This window comes from Lentzea sp. NPDC036955, assembly GCF_055608005.1.
Genome location: NZ_JBVJRC010000011.1, coordinates 26454 through 52891, shown reverse-complemented (window position 1 = coordinate 52891; position 26438 = coordinate 26454). Strand labels below are relative to the sequence as shown.

At 68.5% G+C, this 26438-nt stretch carries 31 protein-coding genes and 2 pseudogenes; 12 read left to right on the top strand and 21 right to left on the bottom strand.

Going from position 1 to position 26438, the window contains the following annotated elements; translation table 11 throughout:
- Positions 1-95: 95 nt before the first annotated feature.
- Together ACZ7CF_RS33680 and ACZ7CF_RS33675 are read right to left on the bottom strand one after the other, a co-directional pair.
- Positions 96-329, bottom strand: a complete 234-nt coding sequence (locus tag ACZ7CF_RS33680; RefSeq protein ID WP_470371540.1) for a hypothetical protein — start codon at positions 327-329, stop codon at positions 96-98.
- 358 nt (positions 330-687) lie between these two features.
- Positions 688-1680 (bottom strand): hypothetical protein, encoded by a 993-nt coding sequence (locus ACZ7CF_RS33675; RefSeq protein WP_470371539.1) that lies wholly within the window; start codon positions 1678-1680, stop codon positions 688-690.
- 363 nt (positions 1681-2043) lie between these two features.
- Here ACZ7CF_RS33675 and ACZ7CF_RS33670 point away from each other — a divergent pair, with 363 nt between their 5' ends.
- Together ACZ7CF_RS33670 and ACZ7CF_RS33665 are read left to right on the top strand one after the other, a co-directional pair.
- Complete coding sequence (locus tag ACZ7CF_RS33670) at positions 2044-2331, top strand: hypothetical protein (RefSeq protein WP_470371538.1); 288 nt, start codon at positions 2044-2046, stop codon at positions 2329-2331.
- Between the two features lie 718 nt (positions 2332-3049).
- Positions 3050-4222, top strand: a complete 1173-nt coding sequence (locus ACZ7CF_RS33665) for a hypothetical protein (RefSeq protein ID WP_470371537.1) — start codon at positions 3050-3052, stop codon at positions 4220-4222.
- Here the strand turns inward: ACZ7CF_RS33665 and ACZ7CF_RS33660 are convergent.
- Positions 4196-4600 carry a hypothetical protein gene (locus tag ACZ7CF_RS33660; protein ID WP_470371536.1) on the bottom strand — a complete coding sequence of 135 codons (405 nt, stop codon included), beginning with the start codon at positions 4598-4600 and terminating at the stop codon, positions 4196-4198. The genes ACZ7CF_RS33665 and ACZ7CF_RS33660 overlap by 27 nt on opposite strands.
- A 95-nt stretch (positions 4601-4695) precedes the next feature.
- Between ACZ7CF_RS33660 and ACZ7CF_RS33655 the strand changes: the two genes are divergently transcribed.
- Both ACZ7CF_RS33655 and ACZ7CF_RS33650 read left to right on the top strand, forming a co-directional pair.
- On the top strand, positions 4696-5046 hold the full coding sequence (locus ACZ7CF_RS33655; RefSeq protein ID WP_470371535.1) for a histone-like nucleoid-structuring protein Lsr2: 351 nt from the start codon (positions 4696-4698) through the stop codon (positions 5044-5046).
- Positions 5047-5583: 537 nt separating this feature from the next.
- Positions 5584-6519 (top strand): hypothetical protein, encoded by a 936-nt coding sequence (locus tag ACZ7CF_RS33650; protein WP_470371534.1) that lies wholly within the window; start codon positions 5584-5586, stop codon positions 6517-6519.
- Between the two features lie 73 nt (positions 6520-6592).
- On the opposite strand, the gene ACZ7CF_RS33645 is transcribed toward ACZ7CF_RS33650, so the two are convergent.
- The 13 genes and pseudogenes from ACZ7CF_RS33645 to ACZ7CF_RS33585 form a co-directional block, all read right to left on the bottom strand.
- Positions 6593-6736, bottom strand: a complete 144-nt coding sequence (locus tag ACZ7CF_RS33645; RefSeq protein WP_470371533.1) for a hypothetical protein — start codon at positions 6734-6736, stop codon at positions 6593-6595.
- Positions 6737-6821: 85 nt separating this feature from the next.
- Complete coding sequence (locus tag ACZ7CF_RS33640; RefSeq protein WP_470371532.1) at positions 6822-7187, bottom strand: hypothetical protein; 366 nt, start codon at positions 7185-7187, stop codon at positions 6822-6824.
- 742 nt (positions 7188-7929) lie between these two features.
- Positions 7930-8117 (bottom strand): annotated as a pseudogene (locus ACZ7CF_RS33635) (helix-turn-helix domain-containing protein).
- Between the two features lie 124 nt (positions 8118-8241).
- On the bottom strand, positions 8242-9096 hold the full coding sequence (locus ACZ7CF_RS33630) for a helix-turn-helix domain-containing protein (RefSeq protein WP_470371531.1): 855 nt from the start codon (positions 9094-9096) through the stop codon (positions 8242-8244).
- 243 nt (positions 9097-9339) lie between these two features.
- The gene (locus ACZ7CF_RS33625) at positions 9340-9711 is read right to left on the bottom strand and encodes a helix-turn-helix transcriptional regulator (RefSeq protein WP_470371530.1); all 372 of its coding nucleotides are present in this window, start codon (positions 9709-9711) and stop codon (positions 9340-9342) included.
- Between the two features lie 155 nt (positions 9712-9866).
- Positions 9867-11093 (bottom strand): tetratricopeptide repeat protein, encoded by a 1227-nt coding sequence (locus tag ACZ7CF_RS33620; RefSeq protein ID WP_470371529.1) that lies wholly within the window; start codon positions 11091-11093, stop codon positions 9867-9869.
- Between the two features lie 296 nt (positions 11094-11389).
- The gene (locus ACZ7CF_RS33615) at positions 11390-11650 is read right to left on the bottom strand and encodes a hypothetical protein (RefSeq protein ID WP_470371528.1); all 261 of its coding nucleotides are present in this window, start codon (positions 11648-11650) and stop codon (positions 11390-11392) included.
- Positions 11647-12150: an SAM-dependent methyltransferase gene (locus tag ACZ7CF_RS33610; protein ID WP_470371527.1), complete on the bottom strand. Its 504-nt coding sequence runs from the start codon at positions 12148-12150 to the stop codon at positions 11647-11649. Before ACZ7CF_RS33610 ends, ACZ7CF_RS33615 begins: the two co-directional genes overlap by 4 nt.
- A gap of 55 nt (positions 12151-12205) precedes the next feature.
- Positions 12206-12550, bottom strand: a pseudogene (locus ACZ7CF_RS33605) (SAM-dependent methyltransferase); the annotation flags it as partial.
- A 179-nt stretch (positions 12551-12729) separates the two neighbouring features.
- A complete protein-coding gene (locus ACZ7CF_RS33600) occupies positions 12730-14064 on the bottom strand; it encodes a helix-turn-helix domain-containing protein (protein WP_470371526.1) in 1335 nt (444 codons plus the stop codon).
- A gap of 78 nt (positions 14065-14142) precedes the next feature.
- Entirely contained in the window at positions 14143-14418 is a 276-nt protein-coding gene (locus ACZ7CF_RS33595; RefSeq protein ID WP_470371525.1) for a hypothetical protein, read from the bottom strand.
- A 22-nt stretch (positions 14419-14440) separates the two neighbouring features.
- Positions 14441-14647: a hypothetical protein gene (locus tag ACZ7CF_RS33590; RefSeq protein WP_470371524.1), complete on the bottom strand. Its 207-nt coding sequence runs from the start codon at positions 14645-14647 to the stop codon at positions 14441-14443.
- A gap of 170 nt (positions 14648-14817) precedes the next feature.
- Entirely contained in the window at positions 14818-15153 is a 336-nt protein-coding gene (locus tag ACZ7CF_RS33585) for a hypothetical protein (RefSeq protein ID WP_470371523.1), read from the bottom strand.
- 339 nt (positions 15154-15492) lie between these two features.
- Between ACZ7CF_RS33585 and ACZ7CF_RS33580 the strand changes: the two genes are divergently transcribed.
- From ACZ7CF_RS33580 to ACZ7CF_RS33560, 5 genes are all read left to right on the top strand, one after another.
- Entirely contained in the window at positions 15493-15630 is a 138-nt protein-coding gene (locus ACZ7CF_RS33580) for a hypothetical protein (RefSeq protein ID WP_470371522.1), read from the top strand.
- A gap of 20 nt (positions 15631-15650) precedes the next feature.
- A complete protein-coding gene (locus tag ACZ7CF_RS33575) occupies positions 15651-15842 on the top strand; it encodes a hypothetical protein (RefSeq protein WP_470371521.1) in 192 nt (63 codons plus the stop codon).
- 111 nt (positions 15843-15953) lie between these two features.
- Entirely contained in the window at positions 15954-16598 is a 645-nt protein-coding gene (locus tag ACZ7CF_RS33570; RefSeq protein WP_470371520.1) for a hypothetical protein, read from the top strand.
- 261 nt (positions 16599-16859) lie between these two features.
- Positions 16860-17654 carry a hypothetical protein gene (locus tag ACZ7CF_RS33565; RefSeq protein ID WP_470371519.1) on the top strand — a complete coding sequence of 265 codons (795 nt, stop codon included), beginning with the start codon at positions 16860-16862 and terminating at the stop codon, positions 17652-17654.
- A 536-nt stretch (positions 17655-18190) separates the two neighbouring features.
- Positions 18191-19264, top strand: coding sequence for a hypothetical protein (locus ACZ7CF_RS33560; protein ID WP_470371518.1), 1074 nt, complete (start codon positions 18191-18193; stop codon positions 19262-19264).
- A gap of 34 nt (positions 19265-19298) precedes the next feature.
- Here the strand turns inward: ACZ7CF_RS33560 and ACZ7CF_RS33555 are convergent, their stop codons facing one another.
- The 3 genes from ACZ7CF_RS33555 to ACZ7CF_RS33545 form a co-directional block, all read right to left on the bottom strand.
- Positions 19299-19664, bottom strand: a complete 366-nt coding sequence (locus tag ACZ7CF_RS33555; RefSeq protein WP_470371517.1) for a hypothetical protein — start codon at positions 19662-19664, stop codon at positions 19299-19301.
- 13 nt (positions 19665-19677) lie between these two features.
- Entirely contained in the window at positions 19678-20289 is a 612-nt protein-coding gene (locus tag ACZ7CF_RS33550) for a hypothetical protein (RefSeq protein ID WP_470371516.1), read from the bottom strand.
- Between the two features lie 76 nt (positions 20290-20365).
- Entirely contained in the window at positions 20366-20509 is a 144-nt protein-coding gene (locus tag ACZ7CF_RS33545) for a hypothetical protein (RefSeq protein WP_470371515.1), read from the bottom strand.
- A 38-nt stretch (positions 20510-20547) separates the two neighbouring features.
- Here ACZ7CF_RS33545 and ACZ7CF_RS33540 point away from each other — a divergent pair, with 38 nt between their 5' ends.
- The 3 genes from ACZ7CF_RS33540 (at position 20548) to ACZ7CF_RS33530 (ending at position 23846) form a co-directional block, all read left to right on the top strand.
- Positions 20548-21852, top strand: coding sequence for an AlbA family DNA-binding domain-containing protein (locus tag ACZ7CF_RS33540; protein ID WP_470371514.1), 1305 nt, complete (start codon positions 20548-20550; stop codon positions 21850-21852).
- A 952-nt stretch (positions 21853-22804) separates the two neighbouring features.
- On the top strand, positions 22805-23236 hold the full coding sequence (locus ACZ7CF_RS33535; RefSeq protein ID WP_470371513.1) for a pentapeptide repeat-containing protein: 432 nt from the start codon (positions 22805-22807) through the stop codon (positions 23234-23236).
- A gap of 235 nt (positions 23237-23471) precedes the next feature.
- Positions 23472-23846 (top strand): hypothetical protein, encoded by a 375-nt coding sequence (locus ACZ7CF_RS33530; RefSeq protein WP_470371512.1) that lies wholly within the window; start codon positions 23472-23474, stop codon positions 23844-23846.
- Here the strand turns inward: ACZ7CF_RS33530 and ACZ7CF_RS33525 are convergent.
- Positions 23828-25468 (bottom strand): hypothetical protein, encoded by a 1641-nt coding sequence (locus ACZ7CF_RS33525; protein ID WP_470371511.1) that lies wholly within the window; start codon positions 25466-25468, stop codon positions 23828-23830. The genes ACZ7CF_RS33530 and ACZ7CF_RS33525 overlap by 19 nt on opposite strands.
- A 5-nt stretch (positions 25469-25473) precedes the next feature.
- The gene (locus ACZ7CF_RS33520) at positions 25474-26328 is read right to left on the bottom strand and encodes a ParB/Srx family N-terminal domain-containing protein (RefSeq protein ID WP_470371510.1); all 855 of its coding nucleotides are present in this window, start codon (positions 26326-26328) and stop codon (positions 25474-25476) included.
- Positions 26329-26438: the final 110 nt, after the last annotated feature.

The following is a 26438-nucleotide window of genomic DNA, read 5'->3' as shown; positions in this document are numbered from 1 at the left end:
AGTTCTGCACCAACCCGCTACGCATGATCTTAGCAGCGGACCCGCGCCACGAACGGGTGATCCCCTGGTGCCTGTTCCGGCCGGCATCACCAGCGCTACAAGCTGGATGCGTGACGCAGCTTGACGATGTCGCGCAGTTGTAGTGACGACAGAGTGCGATGGGTCATCAGGGCGCGGGCGAGCCGGTCGATGACGGGCCGCTGCGCGTCGACAAGCTGCGCGGCGGCGGACTGCCACGGGTCGGGATGGTGGTGGCCAAGGCCGTAGCGATGACGGATGTCGATGATCGTAGTCAGGTCATCGTGGCCGCCATGCAGGTACGCGGCCACCTCTACATCGTCACGCGCTCCGGGATGCGTTCGCAGCATGTAGTGCGCCTGCGCGAGAGGACCCGCGTGGGCGACGATCGCGAGAGTGTCCAAGTCGGTGCGCCGCGGGCGTACGACACAGCGTCCCGCGAGGCCGGGCATGCGCGGTCGCAGCGTGACGTACCGTATCGCGCAGCCATACCACAGGTAGGCGACTGCGTGCCCGGCCTCGTGCCACGCGGTCAGCTCATCGCCGGTGATCGCGAAGTCGTGGCGGGGTGGCGTGTCGATGGATTTCCTCCTCGGCTCGGTGGACCGTACAAATCATCACAAGCGCCACCTCTAACACACCGTGAGGCCACGGATGCTGGCGCAGTCTTCAACGTGCGCGCTCCAGCAGAAGGTGCAAGGTGGCATACGAGATGGGCCTGCCGTCGATGCCCTTGACGGTGGACGCGAGTTTGGCGACCTCCGAATAGGAGATGGGCTGAGCAGCCAGCCCGGCACGTCGTGCGTGGACCACCGCGCTGCGCAGAGCCTGGGCGTGCGAGCGATTCCGCTCGGATGTGCCCGCCCACCCACGCAGGGCTGCGAGCACGCGCTCATCCCTCAAGAGCGCCAGCTCGTTGCCTGAGGGCAGGAGATCGCTGCTGTCGTGGCGGCTCCTGACAGGAACGGCACGACCGCGTCCGCGTTCGCTCGCATCCTGCCACAGCAGGGACGTGACCAGCTCCATCGCGCTCGCCATGCGATCGCCACGCTGCCTGACCCGATCTGTTGGAAGGACACGGCGACGTCGGGCCTTCGCCTCGGCCGCCTTTGCATGGTGAGCGCCAGGCCCCTCGTTCCGTTCGCTCAGCAGAATCTCGCCATAGACCTGGTGCATTCGCAGCGCCCAGTCGGCGAAGCTCACCGCTGGTGCGACCGGTGCGGGGATCGGCTGGTCGGTCCCTGTGCCCGGCATCTGCTCCGTCGTGCTCCAGGCCTTGGAACGCCGGCGGATGTACTTAACGAGCCCGGAGGCTTGCCTGGCTGTGCCGGTGTTCCACGGAGGCACGCGGGTGCCATCCGGGTTGTGATCGAGCATGTGAACGATCGTGTGGTTGCACCATCCGGCGTCGTAGAATCTGGCCAGCTCTCGCCCCAGGTCGCGGCCCTCGTGAGTTGGCCACTCCGCACGGCTGATCAAACTCAGCGTGGCGGCATGGATCTGGCGCTCACCAACGGGAGCTACCTTGCTAGGCCACTCACGGAGGTGAGCGATCCAGAGATGCCGCAAACCCTGGAAGCCAGGGACATTGCGCAGAACATGGAAGACTTCCTCGATCACAATTCGCGCGTCGAGCGCCTCCGCCGAGGTGTACTGCCCCATGACCGTCCCTGCCGAGTACCAGGCAGCGCGCCCACCTCGACCTCTCGGCTGGCACCGCCTCCAACATGAAGACTTCATGCTCGTTGCTTCCGAAGGCGCACTAGGTCCTGCAGTTGGATGAACACTCGAACGAGTGGGAGGTTCGACTCTTTCGGGGCCGGTCGGCAGACCACAGGCGCCCGCAACGGGAGCTCCAGCCTCTGGTCAGCTTCCGTTTGCCTGGCGACCTACGCAGAGCCCCGACCTCGCCCACCGCCTCGGACCCGGCGTCCCAGACGAACAGCCTGCGCACCAGCGGCGCGTTGTGGAAGCGACCTGCGGCTTGTGTAGCGGCGCACTACGCGCATCACCGTAGCGGGCACCGTGGTCATCAGCCCGGCGGCGTACTCGGCCTGCTCCTCGGTGGCCGGGCCGAACTCGGCGGCCGCGCGCAGCGCCGCATCGTCAAGCCTGCTCAGTCTCGTCGGGTTCGGATCGCTGTTCGCGGTGGGCCGCGAACGCATCCGCCGCAGGGGACAGACCCGCACGCCTCGCCAGATGCTCGGCACCAGGTCTGCGCTCAAGGTCAGCACCCCGGCTCCAGCCGCGTTCCTGCCGCCGCCGACCATCCAAACAATCACACCCGTCTGGTCTCTACGTTTGCGATCTTGACACTGACCGACGCGCGAACCGCGTCACGAGATGACGGGCCTGGGGAGGCGGCTGCGTGACCTCTTCCCACATCGAACTCCTGAAGCTTTCAGGCTTGAGGTGGCTGCGCCGCCAGAGGAAAGACGGCTTCCCGGCCGCTGGGCTACCGCCCTCATCCTTCTCGGCAACGGGTACCTGCCGCCGCACCTCGTCCCGGTCCGGCCACACGAACCAGAGACCGCTGATCAGCACTCGCGCTGATCCGTCCTTGGCGTTCTGACGGAACACCAGGGCCTCGGATTCATCCAGCCCGCCTGGAAGAGCCTCAGTCACTCCCCATGACACATTCTCCACGAGCGAGATCCTTAGTTCTTGTGACGGTCGGTGCTCACTGCGCCGCCTCGTACAAACCGTCGCTCTCCGAGCCCGCCAGCAGTAAGATCGTCAGCTCCCAATCGATCGGGTCGACTGCTGAGCGGCTGTCAAGGGCAGGCAGTACGGGCTCGTGTGCCATGACTGCACATCGACGACGCGGTCGCACATCTTGAGGCACAAACCACAGTCTCGCGCTGCTGGATGTGATCTCAGGAGGCGCGATTGAGGCAGGCCGTTGGACCGGTCCGGCTGTCAAGCCGCAAGCATCCTGCCCGCATCGGCGAGACCAGGGACCTCAGTGTTCGCCGTCTCGACGCTCTTGGTAGACATTTGGCCACTAACGTCTTCCGCTGGGAGGAAAAGGGTGGCGGAGCTCTGCGCGGTCGTGCCTTTCAATCGACAGTTGGCGGGCTACGTGCCCGACACTATGTCGCTGTTCACCTCTTCGGTGCCGACGACGCTTCACCTGGCGGTGCTGGTACGGCTGCATCGCAATCACGGCATGGCGGGAAAGCTGACCAGTGAGCTCGCCGAGGAGTTTGCCTCACTGGGCTGGTGCACAGCACGGGACTACACACGGGTCACTCACGAGCTCATTGACCTCGGCCTGGTCGAGGGGGTCCAGTTGCAGGTGAATCCTCTGCTGCACACCGGGGACGCGTGCCGGCGCTGCACCGAACACGAGGGGGTCTACGCGCAAGATCAGCGCGATCACCAGCGTGCGCTCGAACGCTGGCAGGCCGGGGCGACCGCCTATCCCTACGTAACCTCCACCTCCGCGGTGCACTTGCGCGACTGCACACACATCGCGGCCGCGCCCACGCCTCACGCGCCTACGCTGGAGCGGTTCGTGCACGCCGGTGACGACGGCCAACAGCGTCTCGTTCTCGCCGACGACAGCGTCGTGGTGTCGTGGGACGACCTGGAGCCGGGTGGCGAGTGGTGGGACCGCCCCTACGGGCCTCCACCCGGTGACGGCGAAGTCGGAGTCTGTCATCGGATTCACTGCATGTCCGTGCATGAAGCCCGCGCCTCGACCATGCCCAGCAACGGACGACGGCGATCGTGGAAGCCGTGCAAGGTGTGCCGGCCGATCGACCCCTTCCTGCTCGACACAGCGGACACCGCTGTGGTCTACCGCGCCGAGCTCAGCCCCACTGACGTCATCGCGGTAGTAGCCGAGGACAGCCAGGCCACCACCCACATCAACAGGCTGTCGGCACCCCGTGGATCCACCTACGGCTGGGGTACCGCATCAAACACCGACCGGGCAACGACCGCGCTGGCGATCCTGATCGACGCGGCCTCGGCCACCGCCATGGAATCACCGGCCCTGCCCTGCGCCGAGTTCGCCGATACATTCCCCGCGATGAGGTCCACGGCCTGTCTGCGGGTCGACCGTGCCGACGTCCGGGCCTGGCTGCGTGATTGGTACCGCGACCACCCGGCACGGCCAGCACCTGCCGCCCTGGCGGTGCTGGTGGACCGTGACCTCGCCTTGCGTCCTGACTCAGACCGGCTGTCGAACCTGTGCTGACCGTGGCTTGCTGGAAGCTCCGGTGGCCACGACGTCGCTTCGTGCCTCGTTCGGCTGACGCGTACCCCGGTGGAGTGCGTGTGCTGGGCGTTCTGCTTCCGGCTTGTCCTGACCATCGAAGTCGGGGCCGCTCGTGGTCGTGTCCTCGTGTCTGGACTGGGAAATCAGCCAAGCAGGCAGGCGCTTGGTCCACAGCGTCGGTGGCGAAGTGGTTTGCTCACCGCTCAGCACCGAGGCGCGTTCGGCGACGAACACGTCGACGACACTGCGGTCGAGTGCGTAGTGAGTCCGGTCGGCGGCGTAGGCGAGTTCGATCGCCGATGTGAGGTCTTCGCCGTCCTGGCGCAGTATGTGGCGCCCGAGCATCACATGGATCACCTCGTCGCCACTCCGCGAAGAATTCAGTGTTGATACGCCGAGCAACGACAGAGATATTGCTAGAGTCACAAGCCAAACCTCAAAGGAGACCGGATATGGCGCAGAAAGTGCTTGTTCAGCTGATCGACGACCTAGACGGCACCGTGGCTGAGAATGTCGAGACTGTCAGCTTCGGCCTGGACGGCGTCACCTACGAGATGGAACTCAAACCCGACAACGCGTCCAGGCTCCGCACCGCTTTGGCTGACTTTGTATCCAGCGCCCGGCGAACGCGAGGACGGAGCAAGAAGGCCATGGACGTCACCCATACCATCGTGGCCGAGTCTCGCACCAAGGAGCAGACGAGAGCGATCCGGGAATGGGCGAGGACCCGTGGCCGTTCGCTTTCTGATCGAGGACGCATCCCCAAGAACGTGATCGAAGAGTTCGAGACAGCTCATCGCTGACACGTCAGGAGTCGCTGGTCACTCGCCGGGGCAGTAACGCTTCGATGGATCAGAGCACCGCACACGTCTGCATGAAGTCGATGCTGTCGCTGGCACAACACGGCAGCCGCAGTGTGGACACCGTTATCTGAAGATCGCGCAGTATCTCCGATGCGCGAATGATGCGTGCGATCAGCGATGCACGTCACGCAGATTGTGGCGTGATCCCGGCACGTCGGCACCGACCGCTGCCCAGAATGCGCGCGACTCCATGGGGTGGCTGCCGAGGGTGCTCCAGCACCGCTATGGCCCCGGCGCGGCGGGACGCCCGATGCCCGCACCCATCCTGCGCCAGCACCACCCCGTCGCCCCAAGGCAACCGGCGGACCGGACCTGGAAGGAAGCCCGCCAGCCGCTGAGCTTCAACGACCCATACCGGGGCGATGGACAACTCGGCCGACGAACTCGGTGAACGACTCGAGCGCGGACGTGGCCGGCGCGCTGCGGTCCACACGGCATGATCGAACCACGGCGACCAGCACATGAAGGAGCCCAGACGTGACCGACCGTGCGCAACGTCGCCGCCGGCAGGTGCTCGCCGAGGACGCAGGCGTGCGTACGCGCGTGCTCAACGTGCCGGTACACCAGGTGATGGACGGCAGCCGGCGGCTGGGCTCGTTCCGCCTGCAGATCTACACCGGCGACGGGCTGCGGCCGGTCGTGATCGCCACCCAGGACGCCACCAGCGAGGGATGCTCGCTGATCAACGGCGCGGAGCGGTACGCCGCCAGCGTCTGGCGCACCCACTTCCCGGAGCGCGACGAGCCGCCGCTGTGGGTGCAGAACATGCACGCGCACCGCTCCACCATGCTCGCGCTCGTCGCCTTCGACGCCAATCCCGGCTACACGCTGACCGCACCCCGCTGGGACGCCATCAACGCCGCCCATCTGCACCGGCTCGTCGGCACCGAGGTCGATCTGGACCGCGGCGAACGCCCCGCTCCAGCTCCGAAACCGGTCTACCGCACAAAGTTCGTCACCACGCCCGTCGCCTCGCTGCCACCGGACGAGCCGTTCCGCGCCAAGGACTGCATGCCACCCGTGCGGTTCCGCCGGTGGCGGCACCTACTGGCCCGGCTGCGCCCTGCACCGGCGCCGTCGAGTTGCTGCTGGTATCACCGCGGCGACTGGCGAGCCGCCAATGCCGCGGCGCTGCGGCTGCTCGCCACCACCCCGCAGACCGGCACGGACCCCGACGAGTGGCAGTTCGAACTGGCCGAGGCCGCACAAGCCGAAGATCTCACCGGATGGCAGCTGCAGGCGGTGCAGAGCCTGTTCCTTGACCCGATCGCCCTGCAGCACGACGAAAACAAGGGCAAAACCCGGTACGAAAACGGCCAGCACCGTGGCCGCGCGATGCGCGACGCTGGCGTCGCACGCACCATCACCGCCGTCGACGAGCTCGTGAAGCCGACAACCGCGCGTAGCAGATGATCCAGAGCGACCGCGCCCTGAGGCGACCCCACCAGGGTCCGGCTAGCCCGAGATGGCTGTGAACCGCATTCCCTCAGAGCGCTTCCAGCGTGGCTAAGTCCACGACGTTGGCCCACATCTGCGCTGCCTCGCGCACCGAACCGGCCTGGCCGTAGGTGCCGCGCCAGCCAGTGAACAGGGTGAAGGCAGCCTTGAGCACCGCGCGGTCGCGGCGCAACGCCTCTAGGCCGCGGCGTCGGCTACGGCGGTGGCTGCGCTAAGCATTCCGGTTCACACAATCCGGCCGCCGACCCGTGGTGCCGTCATGACGGCCGCCAGCGCAGCGCGTCGTTGTCGTCGGCCACGGTGGTCAACAGCCGAAGCCACTGCTGGGCGTTGCTCAGCTCGGCGCGGCCGGCGTCGACCTCGCCCATGCCGAGGTAACCGAACGCGTCGCGCAGGTGCGCCATCGCCGTGGCCAGCGTGCCGATCGGCTTGTCCGGGCCACCCGGCAGCGCTGCCACCCGTGCGGCGAGCTCCTGCTGCAGTGGGGACACCGAGGCGGCGAAGATCCTCAGCACCTCGTCGATCACCTCGTCGGCCTGCTCGTCCAGTGCGGCCACCGCGGTGTCGACCGCGGCCGCCAGCATCGCGATCGGGTCGGCGTCCTCAGGCGGCTCGATGGTCACAATCAGCGATGCTAGTCGATCACCAGTGACGCACGACACAGCCGAGCTGTGCGGCTTCCGCCGGCCGCATGCCTTACCGGGTCCACCACCGCCGCGGCACGCTCCATACGCTCGTGACCAGCCCATCCAAGAGCCGGTTACTCCGTGTCGACGGCCTCAGCAAACGGCCTGCCGATCCCCTGCTCCCGAGCATGGACAGCGCTGCAGCCACCACCTCGTCGGCTGGCGCACCGGTACCGCTGCCGAACGCCACGATGATCGCGGCACAGTCGCGCAGCGTGGTGTTCGCACGCTGAGACCTCCCGCGACATCGCGAACGTCGCCGCGTCGCCACAGGCCTGGATCACCATGATCAGGCTCTTGGCCTGCCTAATCTCCTGGGCGGTACACGGCGATCTCGCGCCTGATCACGCCTGCGCGCTTCCCGCGTCCGTCAGGTGCTCGTCCTCAGCGAGCACCTGACGGACGGCGCAGTGCGATCAAGCTCTCGGCCTCCTGGCCGGCGTGAAACAGCCGGAAGGCCGCGCGCAGCTGCGTCGTCGCTGCGGCCACGACTCGCACTGGATGCCGTCCGCCTTGGCGCACACCGCCCTGCCGGACTGCGCTGCCGTGACCGGCGACATTCGCCTCGCTGCTCGCCGTGGCCCGCGCATCAAGGTTCGGCGGCTTCCACCCGGCTTAGGCCGCGCACCGGTGCGCCGCGTTGTCGCAGCAGCTTGCGGTCCTGTTCAGGACGTCTTCTTCACCCGGTGCGGGGGCGAAAGCGCACACCTGCCTCGCTGAGTGTGCGGTGCACGAAGCCGTAGGCCGGCCAGTGGACTCGGCGAGCGCGCGGATGCTGGCGCCGGTCTCGTACTTCGTCTTCAGGTCGGCGGCAACCTTGTCGCGGTCGGTGCCGGTGATGCGGACACCCTTCTGGAGGTGAGCCATCGGGTGGAGGTTGGCCATCGAGCAACCTGCCTTTCAGTTGGGTGGGATCTGCGAAGATGGCGGCGGTGTGGCAAAAAATGCGCCACGCGATATAAGGGCGGGGTAGGTCCCGGCCGGCGCGTGGTCAACCGGCCGGGACCAGGCCGAGCCCTCGGTGATCGCTGGAAATCTGCTCCAGCAGGTCCTCCAGCTCCTGCCCACGCAGGGCCAGCCGGTCCAGCCGGCTGAACAGGTCCAGGTACTCGCGTACGTCCAGCGGGTCGGTGATGGTGGCGGTGCCGGTCAGCATGCTCAGCGTCACCACGCGGTCGTCGTAGACCTGAAACCCGTGCGGCGGCACCAGGTTCACCTCGGCCGTCCAGGGGACCACGCCGAGCCGCACGTTCACGCGACGCGCGACCAGGCGCAAGTGGTCGAGCTGCTCGCACATCAGCTCCGCCGACCCCACCCGCCACCGCAGCGCACTTTCGGTCAGCACGAGAACGAACCGCTTACCGAGGTCATCCATCCGGGCGCTGCGAGCCCTGAGCGCAGCGACGGCGGAGTCGTACTCGCACGCGGGGACACCACCGAGCACCGCGCGCAGGTAGGCCTCGGTCTGCACCGGCGCGGGCACGCCCGCGATATCGACGAAGCTGCTCATGCCCGCTCTGGCCTCGATGCGGCTCACGGCATACTGCTGGCGGTGCGGGCTGCGGTGCAGCATCACACGCCGCGTCTCGGCCTCGGCGTGCAACCGGCGGATCACCTCAACCAGCTCGCCCCGCGTCTGCGTGGTCGCGCCCAGCGCCGACGCCAGGCGCTCGACGTCGGCCACGGGCGGCAGGAGCATCCCGTTCTCGATCTTGGACAGCTTCGACTGGCTCATCCCGGTGAGGCGTGCCACGGCCGCGCCGGTCATCCCGGCCTCGGTGCGCAGCCGGCGGAGCTCGCGCGAGAGCCGGTTCCGGGCCAATCGCGACCGCTCAGGTGAGGTCATGGCGACGCTCCGCAGCACCGGTCGCGTCCGGGCGGGGGAGCGAGGTGAATGTTGTCGCGGTTCTCATGCCGGTGGTGCTCACGGAAGGTCTCCGACGGTCTCGGACGATGGTGTGGTGGGAAGGTGCGCGGGGTGGTCACCACAGGACCGGTGGGACGGGCCCGGTGCGTGGCCTGGGGTTGACCGCACACCCCAGCTCCGCTGAGGCACGGTCGCCCGACGCGGCACGGTCGGCACCGCCGCTCACCGCGATACTCCCGATCCGCCAATCCGAAGCGCCGAGATCACGAAGGCCACGACCGGGATCCGCCGCGACCAAGCGGCCGCGTGCCGGCGGCGTGCGATGTCGGCACGCAACACCCGCGACGCCTGGGTCAACCCCGCCGCGGTGATGCGGTAGTAGTAGCGGCACGGCGCGGTCGGATCGGGCCCGGTGACAGCTCGGCTGGTGATCCATCCCTCGTGCAGGAAACGGACCAGGATGGGCCACGTCGTGCCGGGTAGCAGTCCGCCGGTGCCGACACCGCCGGTGGCCTCGGTGATCTCCAGCCCGTACAGCTCCCGGGTCGGATCCTCGGCGAGCGCCGCCAGCACGCGGCGGGGGTTGGTGCGCATCTGTGTGTCCTCGCTGAAATCGGTGATGTGGGCAGGGGAGAAGGAACGGATTGTTCGGCGTGGTGCCCTCGGCCGCAGCCGAACCCACAGTGGCGGCTGTAGGCCGCCTGTCTGCCTTCCGTTGCGCTATAAGCATGTGGACCTCGCAGCAACGGCTACGGCGCTCTACGGACAGCGCCGTGCGGCGTCGAGCCGGTCGCCGTGGCACGCATCGTCGTCGCGGAACTCGGGTTGCCAGCCGCCGCGTAGGCCTGGGCGGCCTGCTCGTAGTGGTGGTGGGCGTTAGCACTGGTGTGCTCGGCGGCGTGTCCGCAGACCTCGTGAGCTTCGGCTGCCCAGCGATGGCAGCCGCAGGAGGCGAGGACCTGCAGCGTGGCGGACACGGCGTCGTAGGCGGGCTGAGGTCGTCCGGCCGCGAGCAGCGCGCGGCCAAGGACCGTGGTGATGCGGGCATGGCCCGCGGCGTCGCCCGCGGTGGCCATGAGGTCGGCGGCGGTCGTCAGGACGCGCAGTGCCGCGTCGGTGTCGCGCAGGTCGAGGTGGACCTCGCCGATGCGCCTGAACACCAGGGCGGCGAGACGGGGGTCACCGAGCTCGGTGGCGAGGGTCCGCGCCTGCCCGAGGCAGTCCAGCGCGGCGCGGGGCCACCCTGTTGCGCGGAGAGCGCGGCCGAGGCTGAGCAGGCAGGAGGTCTGGAGTCGACGGTCGTCGCTCTGGCGTGCGAGCTCCAGAGCCTGCTCGGCGCACTTGAGCGCGTCGTCGGAGGAGGATCCCAGGGTGGTCATGGCGTCCGCGATGCGGCTGTAGGTCATCGCCTGGTGCAACCGGTACTGGTCGCGGGGCAGGTGGTACATGGTGACGTTGGCATAGGCCAGCGTGAGCAGGCCGGTCGGGTGCGAGGTCCACCGATCGAGCGCCCACATCGACTCGGCGAGCCGCTGCACGAGGTCGGTCCAGCCGGCTTCGAAGGCGGCCTCGAGCATGGTCGACAGTCGCTCGCGGTGCCCGGCGTACCAGCTGGTGGCGTCTGCGGCGGATCCGTGAGGTGGGCCCGCGGTGCCGCGCGTGGAGTAGAGGCGCTGGTCATGTGGCTGGGTGGCCTTGTCCGCCATCGCTGCCCGGATCGTGTACCACTCGATGACAGCGTGGTAGGCGGAGGAGCAGGCCGACGCGGGCACCGTGATCATGGCGAGCTGGAGGTGGTGCTCGCCGCGGTGCAAGATCAAACCGGCGTCGTGCCACTCGGTGATGACCTGCTCGGTGTCGCCGCGGTCGCCGACGACGTGCCGGACGAGGTCGTGCGGCACGTCGAGGGAGATGTCGGGCATGCTGGTGAGGGCGCTGAAGATCTCGCCGGCGAGCGGGGACAGCGTGGTGGTCATGATGTCGTTCCTGACTGAGTCACGGCGCCGATGAACGTCGGCCCATCGGCGTGATGAGGCCTGTGTCGAGGTGCAGGTCGAGTAGGGAGCTGGCCCGCACGGATCAGGAGCCTGCGGATGGTGCCGTAGTTGGTGCCGAGGTCGGCGGCGATCTGGTGCAGGCTGGCGCCGGCGTTGTGGCGCTGGACGATGTCGGGCGTACGGTCGACATCGCTGGTGCCGCGCCGGGGAACCGGGGGCGCCTGCCTGCCGCAGCAGGGCCTGCACCCGTCGGGGGTCAATGCCGGTGTCGTCGCTCAGCACCTCGATGCTGCAGCTGGCCCGCCAGCGCTGGGCGAGTTCGGCGGCGCCGCGGTCTGCGAGGGGCCGAGGCACGCGGTGGTGGTGTAGGCCTCGACACCGGCATCGATCAACAGGTTCCGCACGGTGCACTGCCGGCGGTCGATCGCGGCGGCGAGCTCGTGGATGGAGCTGCCGTCCTGCGCGAACAGTGTGGCCAGCCGGGCAGCGATCCAGCAGCGCTCGGCACCCCGCAGCGGCCGTAGAGCGTCGGTCATGGACGTCGCCGCCCGACACCGGCGTACAGGCCGTCCTGCTCGATGTCCTTCCCGGCGCCCTGCGCGCTGCCCGGTTCATCCTCAGGTCGCCAGCGTGAGGTGGTGACCAGGCCTGGCTCGACCAGCTCGTAGCCGCCGAACAAGGCCAGCACGTCGTCACGTGTCCGCGGGTACACATGGTCGCGGCTGGTCTGCATCGTGCTGACGATCTCCTCACCGCGGACGAAGTCGAAGTCATTCGTGAGGTGGGTGAGTGCGAGGAGACTGCCCGCGGGCAGCGCCTCGCGGTAGCGGGCGAACAGTGCCACGGGGTCGGCTTCAGGGGCGATGTAGTGGCCGATGGTGACGGCCAGCAGCCCGATCGGCGTGCCGAAGTCGAGCAGCCGGGCGTGCTCGGCGCCGAGCACCTCGTCGGCATCGGTGATGTCGGCGTTCACGACGGCGGTGCGGTCGTTGCCGGCCAGCAGCAACCGGCTCTGCGCGACGGCGACGGGGGTCACGGTCGACGTAGACCACACGCGAGTCCGACGCCGCGGTCTGGGCGATCTCGTGCACGTTGCCCACGGTCGGGATGCCCGAACCCAGGTCGAGAAATTGCCGGATCCCGTTGTCCACCATGAACATCACGGCCCGCCGCAGAAACGCCCGGTTCTCCCGGGCGATCCGCACCACACCCGGCTGCGCCCTCAGGAGCTGTTCCGCCAGCTCGCGGTCGGCGGCGAAGTTGTGGCCTCCGCCGAGTAGGTAGTCGTAGGCCCTCGCAGCGCTGGGGATCGACGTGTCGATCCCCGGAAGTTCGGGCGGTACCCGCGCCGATGCCGCGGGTGCGATGCCCGTCTCGCTGCCGGCTGTCGCCCCGGTCGTGCCCGGCCGGGGCGACTCCGCCGAACTGCGGCGCACCACGGCGTTGTCCTGGCCCGCACGTCCGCGCCGATGCGGGGATCCGCCGTGGTGCTCCGCGGCGGTGCCGCCGATGGCGCCACTCTGTGCGACCTGTCGTTCTCTGCTCACGTTGATGAGGCTATGAGCAGGCAAAACACATCTGTGTCATGAGATGACACACGATCAAAGTTCACCTATTAGGGGTAACCATGCCGCTGACGTACGCGCATGCCCAGGACGTATGCCAGCCTGCGCAGCTCACGGCCTTCGACAGTAGTGCGGTTGGCCCACCTCAGACCGCCCGCGACCGACGCCCGGAACAAGGGGTTGTGATGCATCCGTTGCGGCGCCTCAATTTCCGCTTGCACAAGCGCCCGCACACCGTCCAACCGGTACTTCTTCTCCAAAATCAGGGCACGGCCCACATCCGCATGGAAGGCGGCCCTGCGAGCCGCAGACGGGATCAACTCCGCGTGAACATCCCGCGCCAGTTCCGCCACCCGTCCGGCCCCGTCCCCCAGCTCGGTGGCGAGGGTGACCGTCCAGACACCGACGTTCGGCCGACCGAAGTAGAGGTTGGCGAACGTCCCCACCTCGGCATCCATCCGCTGCGCAATCGCCGCGGCCTCCGCCAGATGCTCCCGTGCGCGCACGGGGTTCGGTGCGTGACCGGCGGCGGCCGCCAGCGCGGCGTTGAGGTGCAGCATCCCGTACATCTGCCGCGCGTTGGTGTCGTCCAGATGCGCGGTCAGCTTGGCCGCCGCGTCCACGGAGAGCGTGTACTGGCGTGATCGGCCGGCCGACCCCGCTGCGTGGCCTCGCAGCCACGCAGCCAGCGCGAGCCACGCCGGGTCTCCGAGCTCCTCGGCGACCTCGCGCGCGTGGTGAGCGGCCAGCGCCGGCAGCCCGCGCACGCCCAGGTTCTTCGTCATCACAGCCGCGGTGTGCATGACCTCCAGCTGCGCCTGCAGCACCGCATGCGACGGTGCGTCCGCATGCAGTGCGTACAACTCCCGCAGCAGCCCCGGAACGACGGCACCCTGCGCCGCATAGTCGGTCGTCGGGCGCAGGACCGCGTTGAGGTGGTCGACCTCGGCCAGCACCTGATCGACCGGGCGAGGAACCACACCGTCGGGCCGTTCCCCCAGCTTTACCTCGACCAGCGCTTCCTCGACGTCGACCAGCACCGCGTGCGCGTCCGCCGCGATGGGATTCGCGAGCGTCAAAGGCTGCCCGAGCAGGTCGTGAGGTGAGACGCGCAGCGCGTCCGCAATTCTCTTCAGGCCGTGTCGGCTGGTGACGTCAACTTCGCCGCGTTCGATCTTAGCCCAGTTGCCGTAGCTCATTCCCGCGAGAGGGCCCGCTTGGCGCACCGTCAGGCCGCGGGCGAGACGGACCTCCTTGACCCGCCTGCCAAACCTCTGTGCCTCGTCCAACGACACCATCCCCTGACTGGTCGGAGCCGTTCTGCTTTCCTGCCAACGATACCGGTGCCCGGTCACAAGCAGGTGCGTCCAGTCTGCGCTGCGCAACTGGTAAAGCTACGGCGGCCTCAAAGACGTCAGTGTCCGGGCCTAGCACCTCTACGCCCACCTACCGCGAGTTCCTCTTCAGTCCACTGAATCCGTGGCGTCAACCACCACAGCGGGCAGCACCCTCGCCTCGATCAGCCTGTCCGCCAGCTCCACGGCTTGATCGTGAAGAACGTCCAGATCGGCGTCGTCACCGACCTGCCCGGCGATGTACTCGTGGATCACGCTGATGGCGCGGTCTCGAAGCGATGTCACGGCGGAAGCATAGGCCGGGCTGTCCGTCGTGACTGATGTCGATGCAGTAGGAGAAGCCTGCGCGACATCGAGAAGCACGTGCTTCCAACGCACCGGCATGCCCCGTCCACTGCCATCGTGTTCACCACCTCCGGGTGATGTCGTTCGTGGTTTCGGTGTCGTCCCCACCGCCGTCAAGAACTTCAAGCTGTTGTTCGAGAGTCAACTCATCAAGGAAGCGGGAACCACCGAACTGCCGGCGCCTCTTCGCCAACGCAGCGCCTTCATCCCCAGCGGCTAGCAGTACCCAACGTAGTGCACCATGCCGGAATGTGGTGAAGTCGACCACGGCTGAAACACCATCCAAATCCGACAAACACGTCGGGATTTCCTACTCGGTGAAACTGGCCTCTAGACGCAGGTATCTCAGGCATAGGAGTGTCAAGCCTCTTGGCGAACTGGTCCTGCCCGATTGAAGGATGCAACAGCCCAGAACAGGCAAGAAGACACGCGGCATCATCAACCTTGCGAACGAGCGGCTAGGGCTTGCGTCTCCGCCTGCCGCGCCTCGATCCGCAGCAATTCCGTCGCTGCTGCGGCTACAGCCGGGTCGACGGCGCCGAATGCCGCCGTAGAGCCGTCGCGTCCAGCAAGCACGATCGCGCGAACCAGCTCGCTCCGACCGTTGAAGGATCGAGAGAGCAGCACAAGGCAGTCCCTTCCCTGGTCTCGCTGCCGAGCCTGCACCTCGTCGACGATCGCCTCTGCGGTCCGGCTGATATCGCCGTTGTAGAACGCCTTCGCCAGCTCGCGGTAAGCCGCGTCGTACGCATTCTGATTGAAGCCGTCGTTCATCGGAGGACCACCACAGCTCAAAGTGACGAGGTTGGTCAAGATGCTACAACCGACAGGCGGAGCAGTCTTGAGGATCTCTGCTCAATTCCTCGGGTCGTGCTCACGAGTTGGCGTTCGTATGGTGATCAAAGCGGTACAAGTACAACAGCTCGCACACCGGTCGTGCCGGGGCCGACGAGGGTTACCGCTACGACGCGGTGGTGCGGCTGGCCACGAGCACGAGGCCGCCTAGCAACTGGATCGCGAAGCCCGAGCCCGCCGTCGCCGCGAACTGGCCGACCAGGTCGGGCAGCTCTTCAACGGCGGGCCGACGACGCGCAACGGACGCAGGTTCACCGGGTGTCCGCCACGGCGGTCCGAGTCCCGACCGGCGGCGGCCCGCACCGCGCCTGCAACCCCACCTGCTGGATCGACCGGGACGCGGGCGTGGTGTGGGCCGGTGACGAGGCGGCCTACCTGCGTGAATTTCCCCGCTGACACCCGAACGGCAGGAGCTGGTGGACGCGCTGTTCACCGAGTACGCCTCGGCGAAGGCCCTCGCCGCGCGCTGCGAGGCCTCCGCCGAGGCGATCAGCGCGCTCCTAGCCGCCGGGTGGGCCTGGACCGACGTACTGGACGTCGCGATGGTGATAGCCCTGGACACCGCCGACGACGCGGCCACGCTCGCCACGCACGACGCGGCGTGGTGAGGGGAGACGCACTGGCTGACCGATCCTCCCCACGGTTCCGGACACCGGCCTGCGGCGGCGCACGCCGTCCGGCTCGCCGAAGCCGGTATCTGCGCCTCCGAGACCACGCGCATGCACCGCGGGGGCCTGACCACCCGCGACGCCCAACTCGCCGCCCGGCGCACGGAGCTGCCCGACGACGCCACCCGGATCGTGCTCACCGCGCCCGGCACCGACGCGGTGAGCACCAACTCGCCGCTGCGGGCACGCGAGTACCTGACCAGCAGCCCCGCCTACGCCGCCGACGTGCGCGTCGACACCGCGCCGGTCCGGGTCGTGCACGTCGGCGACCGCTGGCAGTTGTGGTCCGACCAGCAACTCGCCGTCGGGTACTGGTCCGCCGACGCCCGACCGCGCGAGTTGAACCCGGCCGCCGCCGCGGGTGTGGCGCTGGTGCTGGGCGAACACGGCACCACGCCGCCGCAGCGCGAGAACCTGTGGCGAACCCTGATGACCGCCCGCTCGCATGAGGTCATCGGGCTCGACGAGAATGACGATGAGCAGCGGTACGGGTTCTCCGGCCGGTCGGGCACCGCGCGGGCCTTGCGCGAGCACCGCTTCACCCTGGCCGACGGCACGATGCTCAGCCTGTACCAGGTCGAGCAGGAGTGGTGGTCCTACGGGGAGGACGGCGACGCCGACGACCAGTACACCCTGCACACCGACCGCCAGGACGCGCACGCGGCCTACCAAGCGCTGGAGAATGTCCGCTCGTGAGCACCACCGAACAGCCTGAGCGCGCCCCCGGCACCGCGCCGGGGGCGCGCTCAGGCCCATGCATCAGCGCCGCGGCGTTCGCCCGGCGCGTCGAGCGCCACCGCAGCACTCCCCGGCTCCCGCCGCTACGCCCTCGAGGCGGGAAAGCCCTACATCCCCGGCCGAACACGGTGGCCGGAGCGTCCGGATCTGTCGATCGGCCCCGACGGTGTCGAGCTGCGGCTGTTCTACGGCGCGCCCACAGAGCAGGAGATCGCGGCGGTGCGGAGCGGCAAGTCCCGCTTCGCGTGGATCGAGGGCGACCACGCTGCCCTGCTGTGCTTCATGTTCACCTCGCCCGACGGCCGTGGCGGCGTGCCGTGGTCGGACGTGTCCTACCACGCCGAACGTGAGCTAACCGACCGCGCTGGGCTGCCCGGAGAGCCGGGCACCGCGCTGGCGGCGACGATCCTGCTCATCGACGCGGACACCGGCATCCTGTGCGCGATCCGCCAGGTGGGGTGGCCAGTGAACGCGGCGGACGCGGTGCGCGCCACACTGACTCGCCAACGCGCACAGGGACTCAACGAGACCGCGGAGGCAGCGTTCCTCAACAACCTCTTCCAGCGCTACCCCGACAAGGACGGCTCGAAGCAGCTGGTGGCCGAGCGAGCCGACCTTGTCTGGACAGGCGGCGAGCCGACCGCAGCACCGGGCACGGGCCCGCTGGCCTCCCTACCGCCGGCCCCAGTGCCGGCCGCGCTGACCAGCTCTCCCGCCGCAGTGCTGGCCGAGGCGTTCCCCGGCATGATCGCCACCGACCGCGCCTACCACTCGCAGCTGCCTGCCGAACTCGCCCCGTGGTACTGCTATATCGCCGACGGAGGCCACAGCATCGCGGTGGTGCCGCCCTCGCTGCTCGGGCAGGGCGGCCCAGACCCCGACCACTTGGCGCCGGCGCCGGTGAAGGCGGTACTGGCAGTGGAATGGCAAATCCGTGACGGGTTCGTGGTGTGCGACCTGCCCTACGACACCAACCTCGGCCTGACCACCGATCCCGAGTACGACGAGTTCTGAGCAAGAGTGTCCGGGCACTTCACCACCTTTGTGCACGCGGTCACCAACCACTGGGGTGCTCGACGTCGACCGGCCGCTGCCACCGCGCCCGCGCGGGTTCGTCGACGAACTACCCGTCTACTGGCCACCGGTGAGGTGCGGCCCACGTTCGCCGGCCTCGCCGGCTCGGAGCATGAGCGCACCGCGTACTCAAGGCGGAACCCGCGGCGGCCCTGACGTCTTCTACGGAAGAGGGCCGGTCCGCTAGGGTGGCCTCACCTCCTCATGACACCGTCCTGGGGACGGCAGCGCCGGCACGATGTGCCTGGCGAGGATCGCAACTGCGGCACCCTCTCGTGTCCCCGCGGGCACGCAGCGCCAGCCCTGTTCGGGCCCGGCGCGGATCACAACGCACGGATTTTCATGGCCGCAGGCCACGCTCGCGCTTCGACCGGACGCCGTTCGCGCACCGGGACGATGCCGCAAGGGGGCCTGCGGCGTTGGCCGTATCCGTCTTCCGTCCCCGCCGGGACAGCGCACCCAGGAGCAGAACCGTCATGGCCGCAGCCGATGACCGCCCCCCGACCCTCGCCATCATCGCCGACGAGTTCCACGAGCTCGACGCCCCGGTCCGGCTGGAGTGGCCTCGCCACAGCGCCGCACCGGCGTGGCTGGCCCACGACCACCCCGGACTGACCACCGACGAGCGGCCTGGTCGCGACGGGCAACCCCAGACCTGGCACAGCTCGATCGTCGTGCCGCTGCGCCGCAAGGACCAGGGCGTGGGCGGCTGGTCCGAGCCTGGGGCATCCGACGAGTTCGACCTGGACTACTGGGTGCTGACCGTGCGGCCGGCCCGTCCCGAGGAGGCGGAGCCGTTGCTGGCCGAGGAGGTCCGTGTCGAGACCACCGAGCGGCTGCTCGGCCAGATCACGGAGCTGCTGCAGCAGCGCAACGCGGCGGAGAACTTCGCCGCCGACCCGGACCTGCCGGACGTGGACATGTCCGACGAGGCCGACATCCGGGCGCGGATCAAAGCCGAGTACGCCGACGCCCAGGTGCGGTCGATCCGGTGCCACCGGCACATGCACACGCTCGACGGCTACGTGCTCGTGCTGCCCAGCAGCAGCCGCCACGACCCGGAGGTGATGTATCCGGAGCCCGAACGCGGGCTGCTGTGGGTGAACTGGGGCTACAACATGATCCCCCGCTGCTACCGGCTGGACGGCGACCTGGCGGAGCTGGTCGACCGCCTGGAGCCGCTGCTGGACCTACACGGTGTCGTCGACGAGCGCAGCCTGACCCGCGCGCAGGTCGCGGCCGTGTTCGGCGTCGACGACGTCGAGCTGGACCGCGTCCTGGCGGCGTTCCGCATCGAGCCGCTGAAGCCGTCGCCGAGCCTGCGCAGCTACGAGGGCATGGGCGACGGGCAGGTCCGCTACGGCCGGGTCCGGGTCCTCAACGCCCGCCGGCACCTGAAGCGGTACCCGCGGCACGTCGACGAGCACCACGCCCGCCAGCAGGAACTCGCCCAGCTGGCCGACCGGCCCGCGCCCCGCCCCACCCGGCGACAGCAGCGACAGGTAGCTGCGTTCGCGGACGAGCTGCGCGACCTCACGCCCAACTGGTGACCGGCGTACGGGTGCGCTGGGCCCTGCAGGACCGTCAGCCCTTCGCCAGCGGGCCGCCGTTGCGCTGGTTCCGCGGCACGAACCCCGCCCGTTCGGGGTACAGGCGCTCGATCGGCACCGGCTCCGGCGCGCGCCTGCGAGCGGGAGTCCGACGCTGCTGGCCAGGCTCCGGTTTGGGTTTGCCTGAGCGGGCGCGGTGCATCGTCGCGATCGGACTGCCCAGCTTCAGCTTTGCCGCGCCGGGCGCGGACTCCACACGCCGGCACGGCTGACCGGCGACCGAGTAGCACACCGGGCATTGCTTGTCGTTGCGCTGCAAGGGAGGCCTGCGGGGGATCCGCACGATCGACCCGCCCATCGAGGTACCGGTGTGGCCCTTCTTGCCTCGTGATCTCGGCATCGCTGCTCTCCCGTCAGGATCCGGAGGTGGTCTGCCGGAGCTGGGTGACCGCGGACGGGTCGAGCTCGGCGCGGATCGTCAGCTTGGCCGCGAGCTCCGGAGGCGCGCCGTAGAGCGCGCACACCTGGGCGGCCGCGCCGTCGAGCACCTCCTGCAGCGTCGGCGCGATCACGGCGTCGGCGTGGCTGGGCCAGCTGCCCGCGAACGAGCCGTCCGACCAGCTGACCAGCAGCCGGAACTCGACGATGGTCAGCGTCTTCCAGTCGAAGGACTTGGCCATCTCCACCGCAGGCGCGCTGGGACGTTCGGCGCTGACGGTCCGGCTGTCGATCCAGGCCTCGACCTGGGCGAGATCGTCCGCGACGGTGTCGGAGTCGGTGACGTGGTCGTGGCAGTAGAACTTGCCCTGCGCGGTCACGTGCAGCACGAGCAGGCCTTCGCTGAACAACCCGAAGCTCCACGTCGGCCCGCCGCCGTGCAGGTCGAAGTGCCAGCCGTGGCGGCCGGAGAGCAGGGTGCCCAGCTCCCGCCATCGGTCGAGCAGCTGCCAGCCGCCGCCGAACTGGCTGCAGGTGGTCTCGTAGTCGGCGTCGAAGCCGACACGGATGTGGTCCCAAGGACGCATGCGGAAAGCGTAGGCACGCGGGCGACGCCCCCATGCCTTCGCCGCGTCCCGGTAACCCGTTAGTGGACTACTTTCCTTACTCGTACAGGTCTTCGTCGTCGACCAGGAGCTCGTCGAGCTCGTCGGCCGCCGGCGTGAGGTTGTAGCGCAGCGACCCGAGGAACTCCTCCACGGTCATGTGCGCGGCCTCGGCGTGCATCACCGACCCGGCCAGCAGCACGCCGAACCTGTCGGAGTGGGGTCTCGTAGGATCCGACGATGCCGATCATGTGGTCCCGAGTCCACGCTGAGCTGGGCGAATCACCGACCGCGCTGACACACGAGATGGTGCGTCGCGCGGTGGATCAGGACATGGCCGAGACCGACGATCTTGAGTGGAAAAGGGCGCTACCGCAGGGTCCGGAGAAGAAGCTCGAGGAGTTCGCCAAGGACATCGCGGCGATGGCCAACACCGGTGGCGGTCTGATCGTCTACGGGGTGAGCGAGGACTCCGACGAACGGGCGGATGAGCTGCTCGGTGTTGCCAACGGCAAGTCCGAGCGTCAGACCCTGCATAGTTACGCGGCGCGTTGGGTCCGGCCCCTGATTGGTGATCTGGTGATCGAGCCGCTAGACGACGAGCGGGAGGGACCTGGCGTGATTGCAGTGTTCGTGCCGGCCAGTCCCGACGCTCCGCACGTGGTGGTCTACGAGCAGAACCGGATGGGTGTGCCCTATCGGTACGGGCCGCATACGAACTGGATGTCGGAGCACGAACTTGAGCGCGCCTACCGGGACCGGTTCTCGCGACATGCTGACGACCGAGCCGCCCTGGTCGCGCTGGTCAACGGGGTGAGGCCGGAGATCGATCTGGACAAGGGGGTGTGGCTGGCGCTGGCGGCACGACCGATCCTTGCCCCACCTCCGCGCACGTCAAGGCCTGACCCCTTAAACGCAATCAAGGCCATTCTCGATGCCGTAACCCTGGCCGAGCAGGTCACAGGTGAATCGTCGTGGTTCCAAGAGTTGTTGAGGCTTTCCGACGGTGTCGTGGCCAACCCGCGTACCGGACTACGGCGATGGCGGTTCCGCTCGCACCGCTCCGAGGCCGATCTCCAGGCATCGGCAGGGTGGCCGGTAGTCGAGCTGCATCATGACGGCGCGATCGTCGTGGCGGTCGAACTGACCAGCACCATCCGCAGGTCGAACCTCTACGACGCCAAGGACGCCGAGAACACCGATGTGCATTGGGTGCCGATCAGGGTCATGGACTTGCTGGTGGCGGCGGGCGTCACGCTGGCCTCGTCGCATGTCCGCACGCTGGGCGGCACCGGCACAATCGTGACGCGCGCCGACCTCCTCACCAGCGGATCAGCGAGCCAGCACCTCATCGCAGTCGAGCAGATAGGACGGGGAAGCAATCTGCTTGAGCGCGTCGGTGGTTCTGCACCTGTGCGGGTGCCTGTCGCGGTGGAGGCCGCGTTCGCTGCGGGCAGCGATACTGCTGCCCTGCGCGATGTGTCCCGGCAGCTCGCGGACGACCTCAACAATCAGTTCGGCAATCCGCGCTGCAGCCTGCCCTGATCGGCTTCGACCTTGGCCGATCGTCGATGCGGTCGGCCAAGGTCAACTTGTTGTTGGTGCGTGCACGTGGACGAAGCGCCCGGTTGCCGGATCCCACCAGAACCGGTGGACCGCGTTCCACAAGGCCGGTAACCGCCATTGTGGAAAGAACTTCGGGACGAGGCCTGCCTCGTTCGGCAGGCCGTCGGAGTTGAGCACCCCGCCGGTGGGCTCGAGAATCTGCCGCCATGGTTGCCAGTCCTGGCTCGATCGCACCTTCGGCGAGCTGATCACACTGATACCCCAACTGGCCCACGCTGCTCGGTTCGCCTCTGACCGGGGGTGTAGCGCGCGATGATCGCCCGATGAGCAGAAGACGCGGAGGGGCGAGTTGGTGGCGCCCGGTGCTGGTGATCGTGCTGCCGGTGTTGGTCAGCGCGGCGGCTGCGATGGTGGTGCTGTTCACCAAGATGGCCCCCAACACCGCGCCCGACCGGCTGGACACCGTGCGCACCGGGCTGGCCGTCGCCGCCGGGATCGGCGCCCTGATTACCCTGGCACTGGCCCTACGCCGCCAACAGGCCACCGAGCACGACGCCACCGAGCGGCGCATAACCGAACTGTACGTCAAGGCCGTCGATCAACTTGGGTCGGACAAGCCCGCCGTACGCCACGGCGGGCTCTACGCCTTGGAGCGGGTCGCCCAGGACAACCCAGGCCACCGCCAGACCATCGTCGACGTCATCTGCGCCTACCTGCGGGGCCCTTCACCCCGCCGAGCACAACAGGCACCCGCAGAATCGGTGGCCTACGCGCTCCGGGCCGCCCTGGCCGCGCCGGGCCCGTCGCCCGCCCGACCGCCAAGGCGCCGGCAACCGTCAGCGACGACGACACTCGCCAGGAACGCGAGGTCCGCCTCACCGCCCAACGCATCCTGCGCGACCACCTTCAACCACACACCCGCACCCGCACCTTGTACCGGTGGTTCCCACGACCCCGCCATACCTTTTGGCCTGACATCGACCTTGATCTCACCGATGCCACTCTCATCGACCTTGACCTCGCCCGCGCAGTCATCCGCACCGCCCGGTTCAGCGGTGCGGAGTTCAGCGGCGGCGGCCCCAGGTTCGAGGGAACGCGGTTCAACGGCGACACCTGGTTCGACGGCGCGCGGTTCAACAACTACACCTGGTTCGACGGCGCGCGGTTCGGCGGCGGCGCCTTGTTCAACAAAGTGCAGTTCAACGGCGACACCCGGTTCGAGGGAATGCGGTTCAAACACGACACCCGGTTCGACGAAGTGCGGTTCAGCATCGTGGTCCCGAACGAAGTCAAGCCCTACCTGCGCTCCAACAGAAAAGCCGTAATACAGGCCTCGCCCGCCAACCCCGACTCTTCAATCTAGGTCCGAACAAACCACCCACCGCACAATCCAGGGGCAACGGCCGCGCCTGCCGTGCTCTTGACACAGTCCCTCGATACCGAATCCGCCAGCTAGGTCCGAACACTTCGCTACCGAGATGTCCGGATCTAGCTGGCAGACCGCAGGTCAGCGTCCTGGTCCTCCTCCAACTTCACACGTGAGGTACCTGGCCAGCGTCCTTATCGCCCGCGGCAACTTGCACCCCGGCACGCTTCGCATGTTGTCGACGATCGCGGGTGAACCCCAGCCCGACGCCCCCCACATCGAGTCCGTCATCGAGGACCTCCACGAGCTGGAACGGTGGGAGACAGAACTGGTGCAGCACCTGCACCAGCGCGTTGGGCCGGAAACCGACGCCTCGTCGTCCCAGGCCCCGCTGCACACCTTCGAGTCCGAAGTGACGGCTCCGAACCCTTCCCACACCGGAAAGTTCGCGAGTTCGTACGTGAGGGACCAGATCATGAGCACGCGGCGCCTGGAGCGCAAGCGCACCTTCGGATCCGAGGTCGGGGTGCCTGACCCCGGGCACCCCGACACGAACACGGGTCTGGTCACGCCAGCCGAAGAGAGCTTTCAGGAGACGCTGGAGTAGTGATCGAAGCCGTCGTGCCACGCTTGTTCCATCGTGCCGTGCACGGTCCACCGGGCCATCCACAGGGCGCGTTCGGTGAGCCAGCCGATGACGGCCGGCGAGGTACCCGCGAACACCTCGCGTGCCACCGAGGCCCGAGGCCACAGCCACACGGGTTTGGCCGTACGCGAGTCGCGTCGGCGAGTGACGAGTAGGCGGAACCGCGGGTCGAGGGTGACCTCGGGCTTGGCCACGATTGGCTCCACCTTGTCTCGCCAGTGGGTCAGCTTCCGGGTGTACGCGCGCGCGGCGCTCATCGCCGTGCTGCGCTGCTCGGCGTCGATGAATCCGAATTCGAACGCCTTGTCGACCGGCAACCACAAGTTCGGCGTCTCGTGCTCGGCCTCGACCTGTGCGTCGTAGGGGTCGGGTCCCTCGTCCTCATCACGCCAGATGCCAGTGTCGGTGTCGGTGTCGGTGGGATGCGTTCCCCACTCGATGAGGACCGCCTCGATGAGCTCGGCGATCTCCGGCGGCCGCAAGGCGCGGGCGACGGCGGCAACCGGCTCGAACCCCGGCACCGGCGCCGGGTGTCCCGGACGTACCGGCCACACGACCTGCCTGCTGTCGACGGACCACACGATGACGCGATTCTGTTCGGCCCAGCGCGCGAACTGCTCCGGCAGGGCGTGCCCGCGCGGGACGACGTTCGTGGCCCATCCGGCGGGCGCGTGCACGACCCAGCCGGGAGTGGACACCACCCGGTCCGCGGGGGCACGGCCGTCGAGTGCCAGCAGCCAGTCGGCGAAGTCCTGCAGATCGACCTTGCGGCCGGCCCGCCATACCGCGGTCGAGCCGCGGCCGTCGGCGTCCCACGCTGCGACGCCCTGGAGCCAGCGGCCGCGGCGCTCGTCGTGGCGCAGGTCCAGTCGCCGCTCGTTCCACTCCTTTTCCTGCTCGTACAGCATGGTCTCGTTGGCCGTCGCGTCGTTTCCGGACAGCAGCGCGCGGGCGAGGTTGGCGGCGGCTGCGAAGCGGAACGAGGCGTGCCAGGAGACCTGCTCGTCGAGCTGCTCGGCGATGAGCAGCAGACGCTTCTCCGGCGGACTCAGCGTCCCACCGATGCGGGCACGGATGTCCTCGGCGCTGTCCTGGATCGCCAGCTCCGGCCGGGTGATGGTCACGGCGATCGCCAGCTGCCACAACCCCAGCGCTGCCTTGTGCTGCAGCACCGGCAGCAGGCCGTCGAGGACAGAGTCGGTGAACGGTTCGCGCACCGCGATCGCGGTCGTCACCGCGTCGGTCAGCAGCCGCGACACGTAGTCCTTGTGCGCGCGGGGGTACTGCCCGGGCAGTTGCAGGGACACCGCGCGGGCGCGGTCGGCCAGGCCCTCGGGCAGCCGCAGCCGCAACGGCCGATCCTCTCGTGGCTCGCTACGCCGCGCGGGTTGCGGGTGACGCAGCACGGTCGCGACGTGGGTGAGGCGGTCCTCGGGCTCGCGGGCCTCCTGTGCGGCGACGTGCTCGGTGAGAACCTGCCGTACTGCCTCGTCCCGCGACACGCCGAGTGCGTGGGCGATCCGGCCGAGTGCCTCCAGCACGCACGGCAGCACGCGGACATTCGTCTCCCGGCGGGCGACCATGCTGCTCAGTGCTTTCCGGTGTGGTGTGCCCCGATGGTCGTGCCGACGTGTGGGCAGTCGGCCACGAGGACATCGGTGACGCCAGCCTCGCGCATCGCGCGCGTTCGGTGCTGGCCGTTGACGAACCACACCTCCCCGTCGTTCTCACCGATCACGATCGGGTCTGCCAGCAGGCTGCAGAGCGCCTGCAGAGTCCATCCGGTGACGCCCTCGGCACGGGCCGCGTCGAGGACGGCGTCGCACAGCTCCTCGTCGCCGCAAAGTCCGGTGGCCTTGGCGGCGCTGATGAGCCGGGTGGCGGTGTCGATGACGGTCGACCAGTCGCCGCGGTGGTACCAGCAGCAGTTCATGCCGGCGGCTGCCTTCGCGAGCCCACGCGGCCGCTTCCACCACGTGGTGGGAGCGGCCGCGTCGGTGTCGGTGGACATGCACGACTCGCGGAACGGCGTCTCCAGCGGCATGCGACTCATCGGCACGAGTGCGTAGTCGATGTCCGCAGACGTGGGCTCAGGCTCTGGGGCGCCGACGACGCGGCCGCGTTGATCGTCGACCGGGCCACCGACGAGTGCCTCGACATCGTCATGACTCAGGAAGGTCCATTGTGGATCGGAGAGGTGATGATGAGGATGGACGTGGAAGGTGATCTTCTGCCAGGAGCTCAGCGCGCTGTCCTTGCCTGGGTAGTTCGGCACAATGATCCGCTGGATCCCCACCGGTGGCAGCGCCTCGTCTGCGAAATGCTCGTGCCACACGTGGCTCACGATCCGCTCGCAGCCGTTGGTCAGCGAGATCCCGTGGGCGCCGTCGGTGCTCCGGATGGCGACCGCGACCGGCGCAAGGCCGTGGTGGCTGACGAACAACTGCAGCCGGAAGGTCGACCGGAGGCCGCCGCCGTCGATGTTGTAGTTGTGCTCGTCGAGCGTCCGGACGCGGGGTCCGGACAGCTCGTCGAGCGGTAGTGCGGCGGGGT

Coding starts and splice junctions, on each gene's coding strand:
- ACZ7CF_RS33625 (WP_470371530.1), bottom strand. CDS start 9,711: ATGCGCACCAACCCCCGCCGCGTGCTGGCGGCGCTCGCCGAGGATCCG.
- ACZ7CF_RS33550 (WP_470371516.1), bottom strand. CDS start 20,289: ATGCGTCCTTGGGACCACATCCGTGTCGGCTTCGACGCCGACTACGAG.
- ACZ7CF_RS33595 (WP_470371525.1), bottom strand. CDS start 14,418: ATGCCGGTGCGTTGGAAGCACGTGCTTCTCGATGTCGCGCAGGCTTCT.
- ACZ7CF_RS33525 (WP_470371511.1), bottom strand. CDS start 25,468: ATGGTCGCCCGCCGGGAGACGAATGTCCGCGTGCTGCCGTGCGTGCTG.
- ACZ7CF_RS33570 (WP_470371520.1), top strand. CDS start 15,954: ATGCACCGCGGGGGCCTGACCACCCGCGACGCCCAACTCGCCGCCCGG.
- ACZ7CF_RS33620 (WP_470371529.1), bottom strand. CDS start 11,093: ATGACCACCACGCTGTCCCCGCTCGCCGGCGAGATCTTCAGCGCCCTC.
- ACZ7CF_RS33555 (WP_470371517.1), bottom strand. CDS start 19,664: ATGCCGAGATCACGAGGCAAGAAGGGCCACACCGGTACCTCGATGGGC.
- ACZ7CF_RS33530 (WP_470371512.1), top strand. CDS start 23,472: ATGTTGTCGACGATCGCGGGTGAACCCCAGCCCGACGCCCCCCACATC.
- ACZ7CF_RS33560 (WP_470371518.1), top strand. CDS start 18,191: ATGGCCGCAGCCGATGACCGCCCCCCGACCCTCGCCATCATCGCCGAC.
- ACZ7CF_RS33540 (WP_470371514.1), top strand. CDS start 20,548: ATGCCGATCATGTGGTCCCGAGTCCACGCTGAGCTGGGCGAATCACCG.
- ACZ7CF_RS33615 (WP_470371528.1), bottom strand. CDS start 11,650: ATGACCGACGCTCTACGGCCGCTGCGGGGTGCCGAGCGCTGCTGGATC.
- ACZ7CF_RS33630 (WP_470371531.1), bottom strand. CDS start 9,096: ATGACCTCACCTGAGCGGTCGCGATTGGCCCGGAACCGGCTCTCGCGC.
- ACZ7CF_RS33655 (WP_470371535.1), top strand. CDS start 4,696: ATGGCGCAGAAAGTGCTTGTTCAGCTGATCGACGACCTAGACGGCACC.
- ACZ7CF_RS33675 (WP_470371539.1), bottom strand. CDS start 1,680: ATGGGGCAGTACACCTCGGCGGAGGCGCTCGACGCGCGAATTGTGATC.
- ACZ7CF_RS33585 (WP_470371523.1), bottom strand. CDS start 15,153: ATGAACGACGGCTTCAATCAGAATGCGTACGACGCGGCTTACCGCGAG.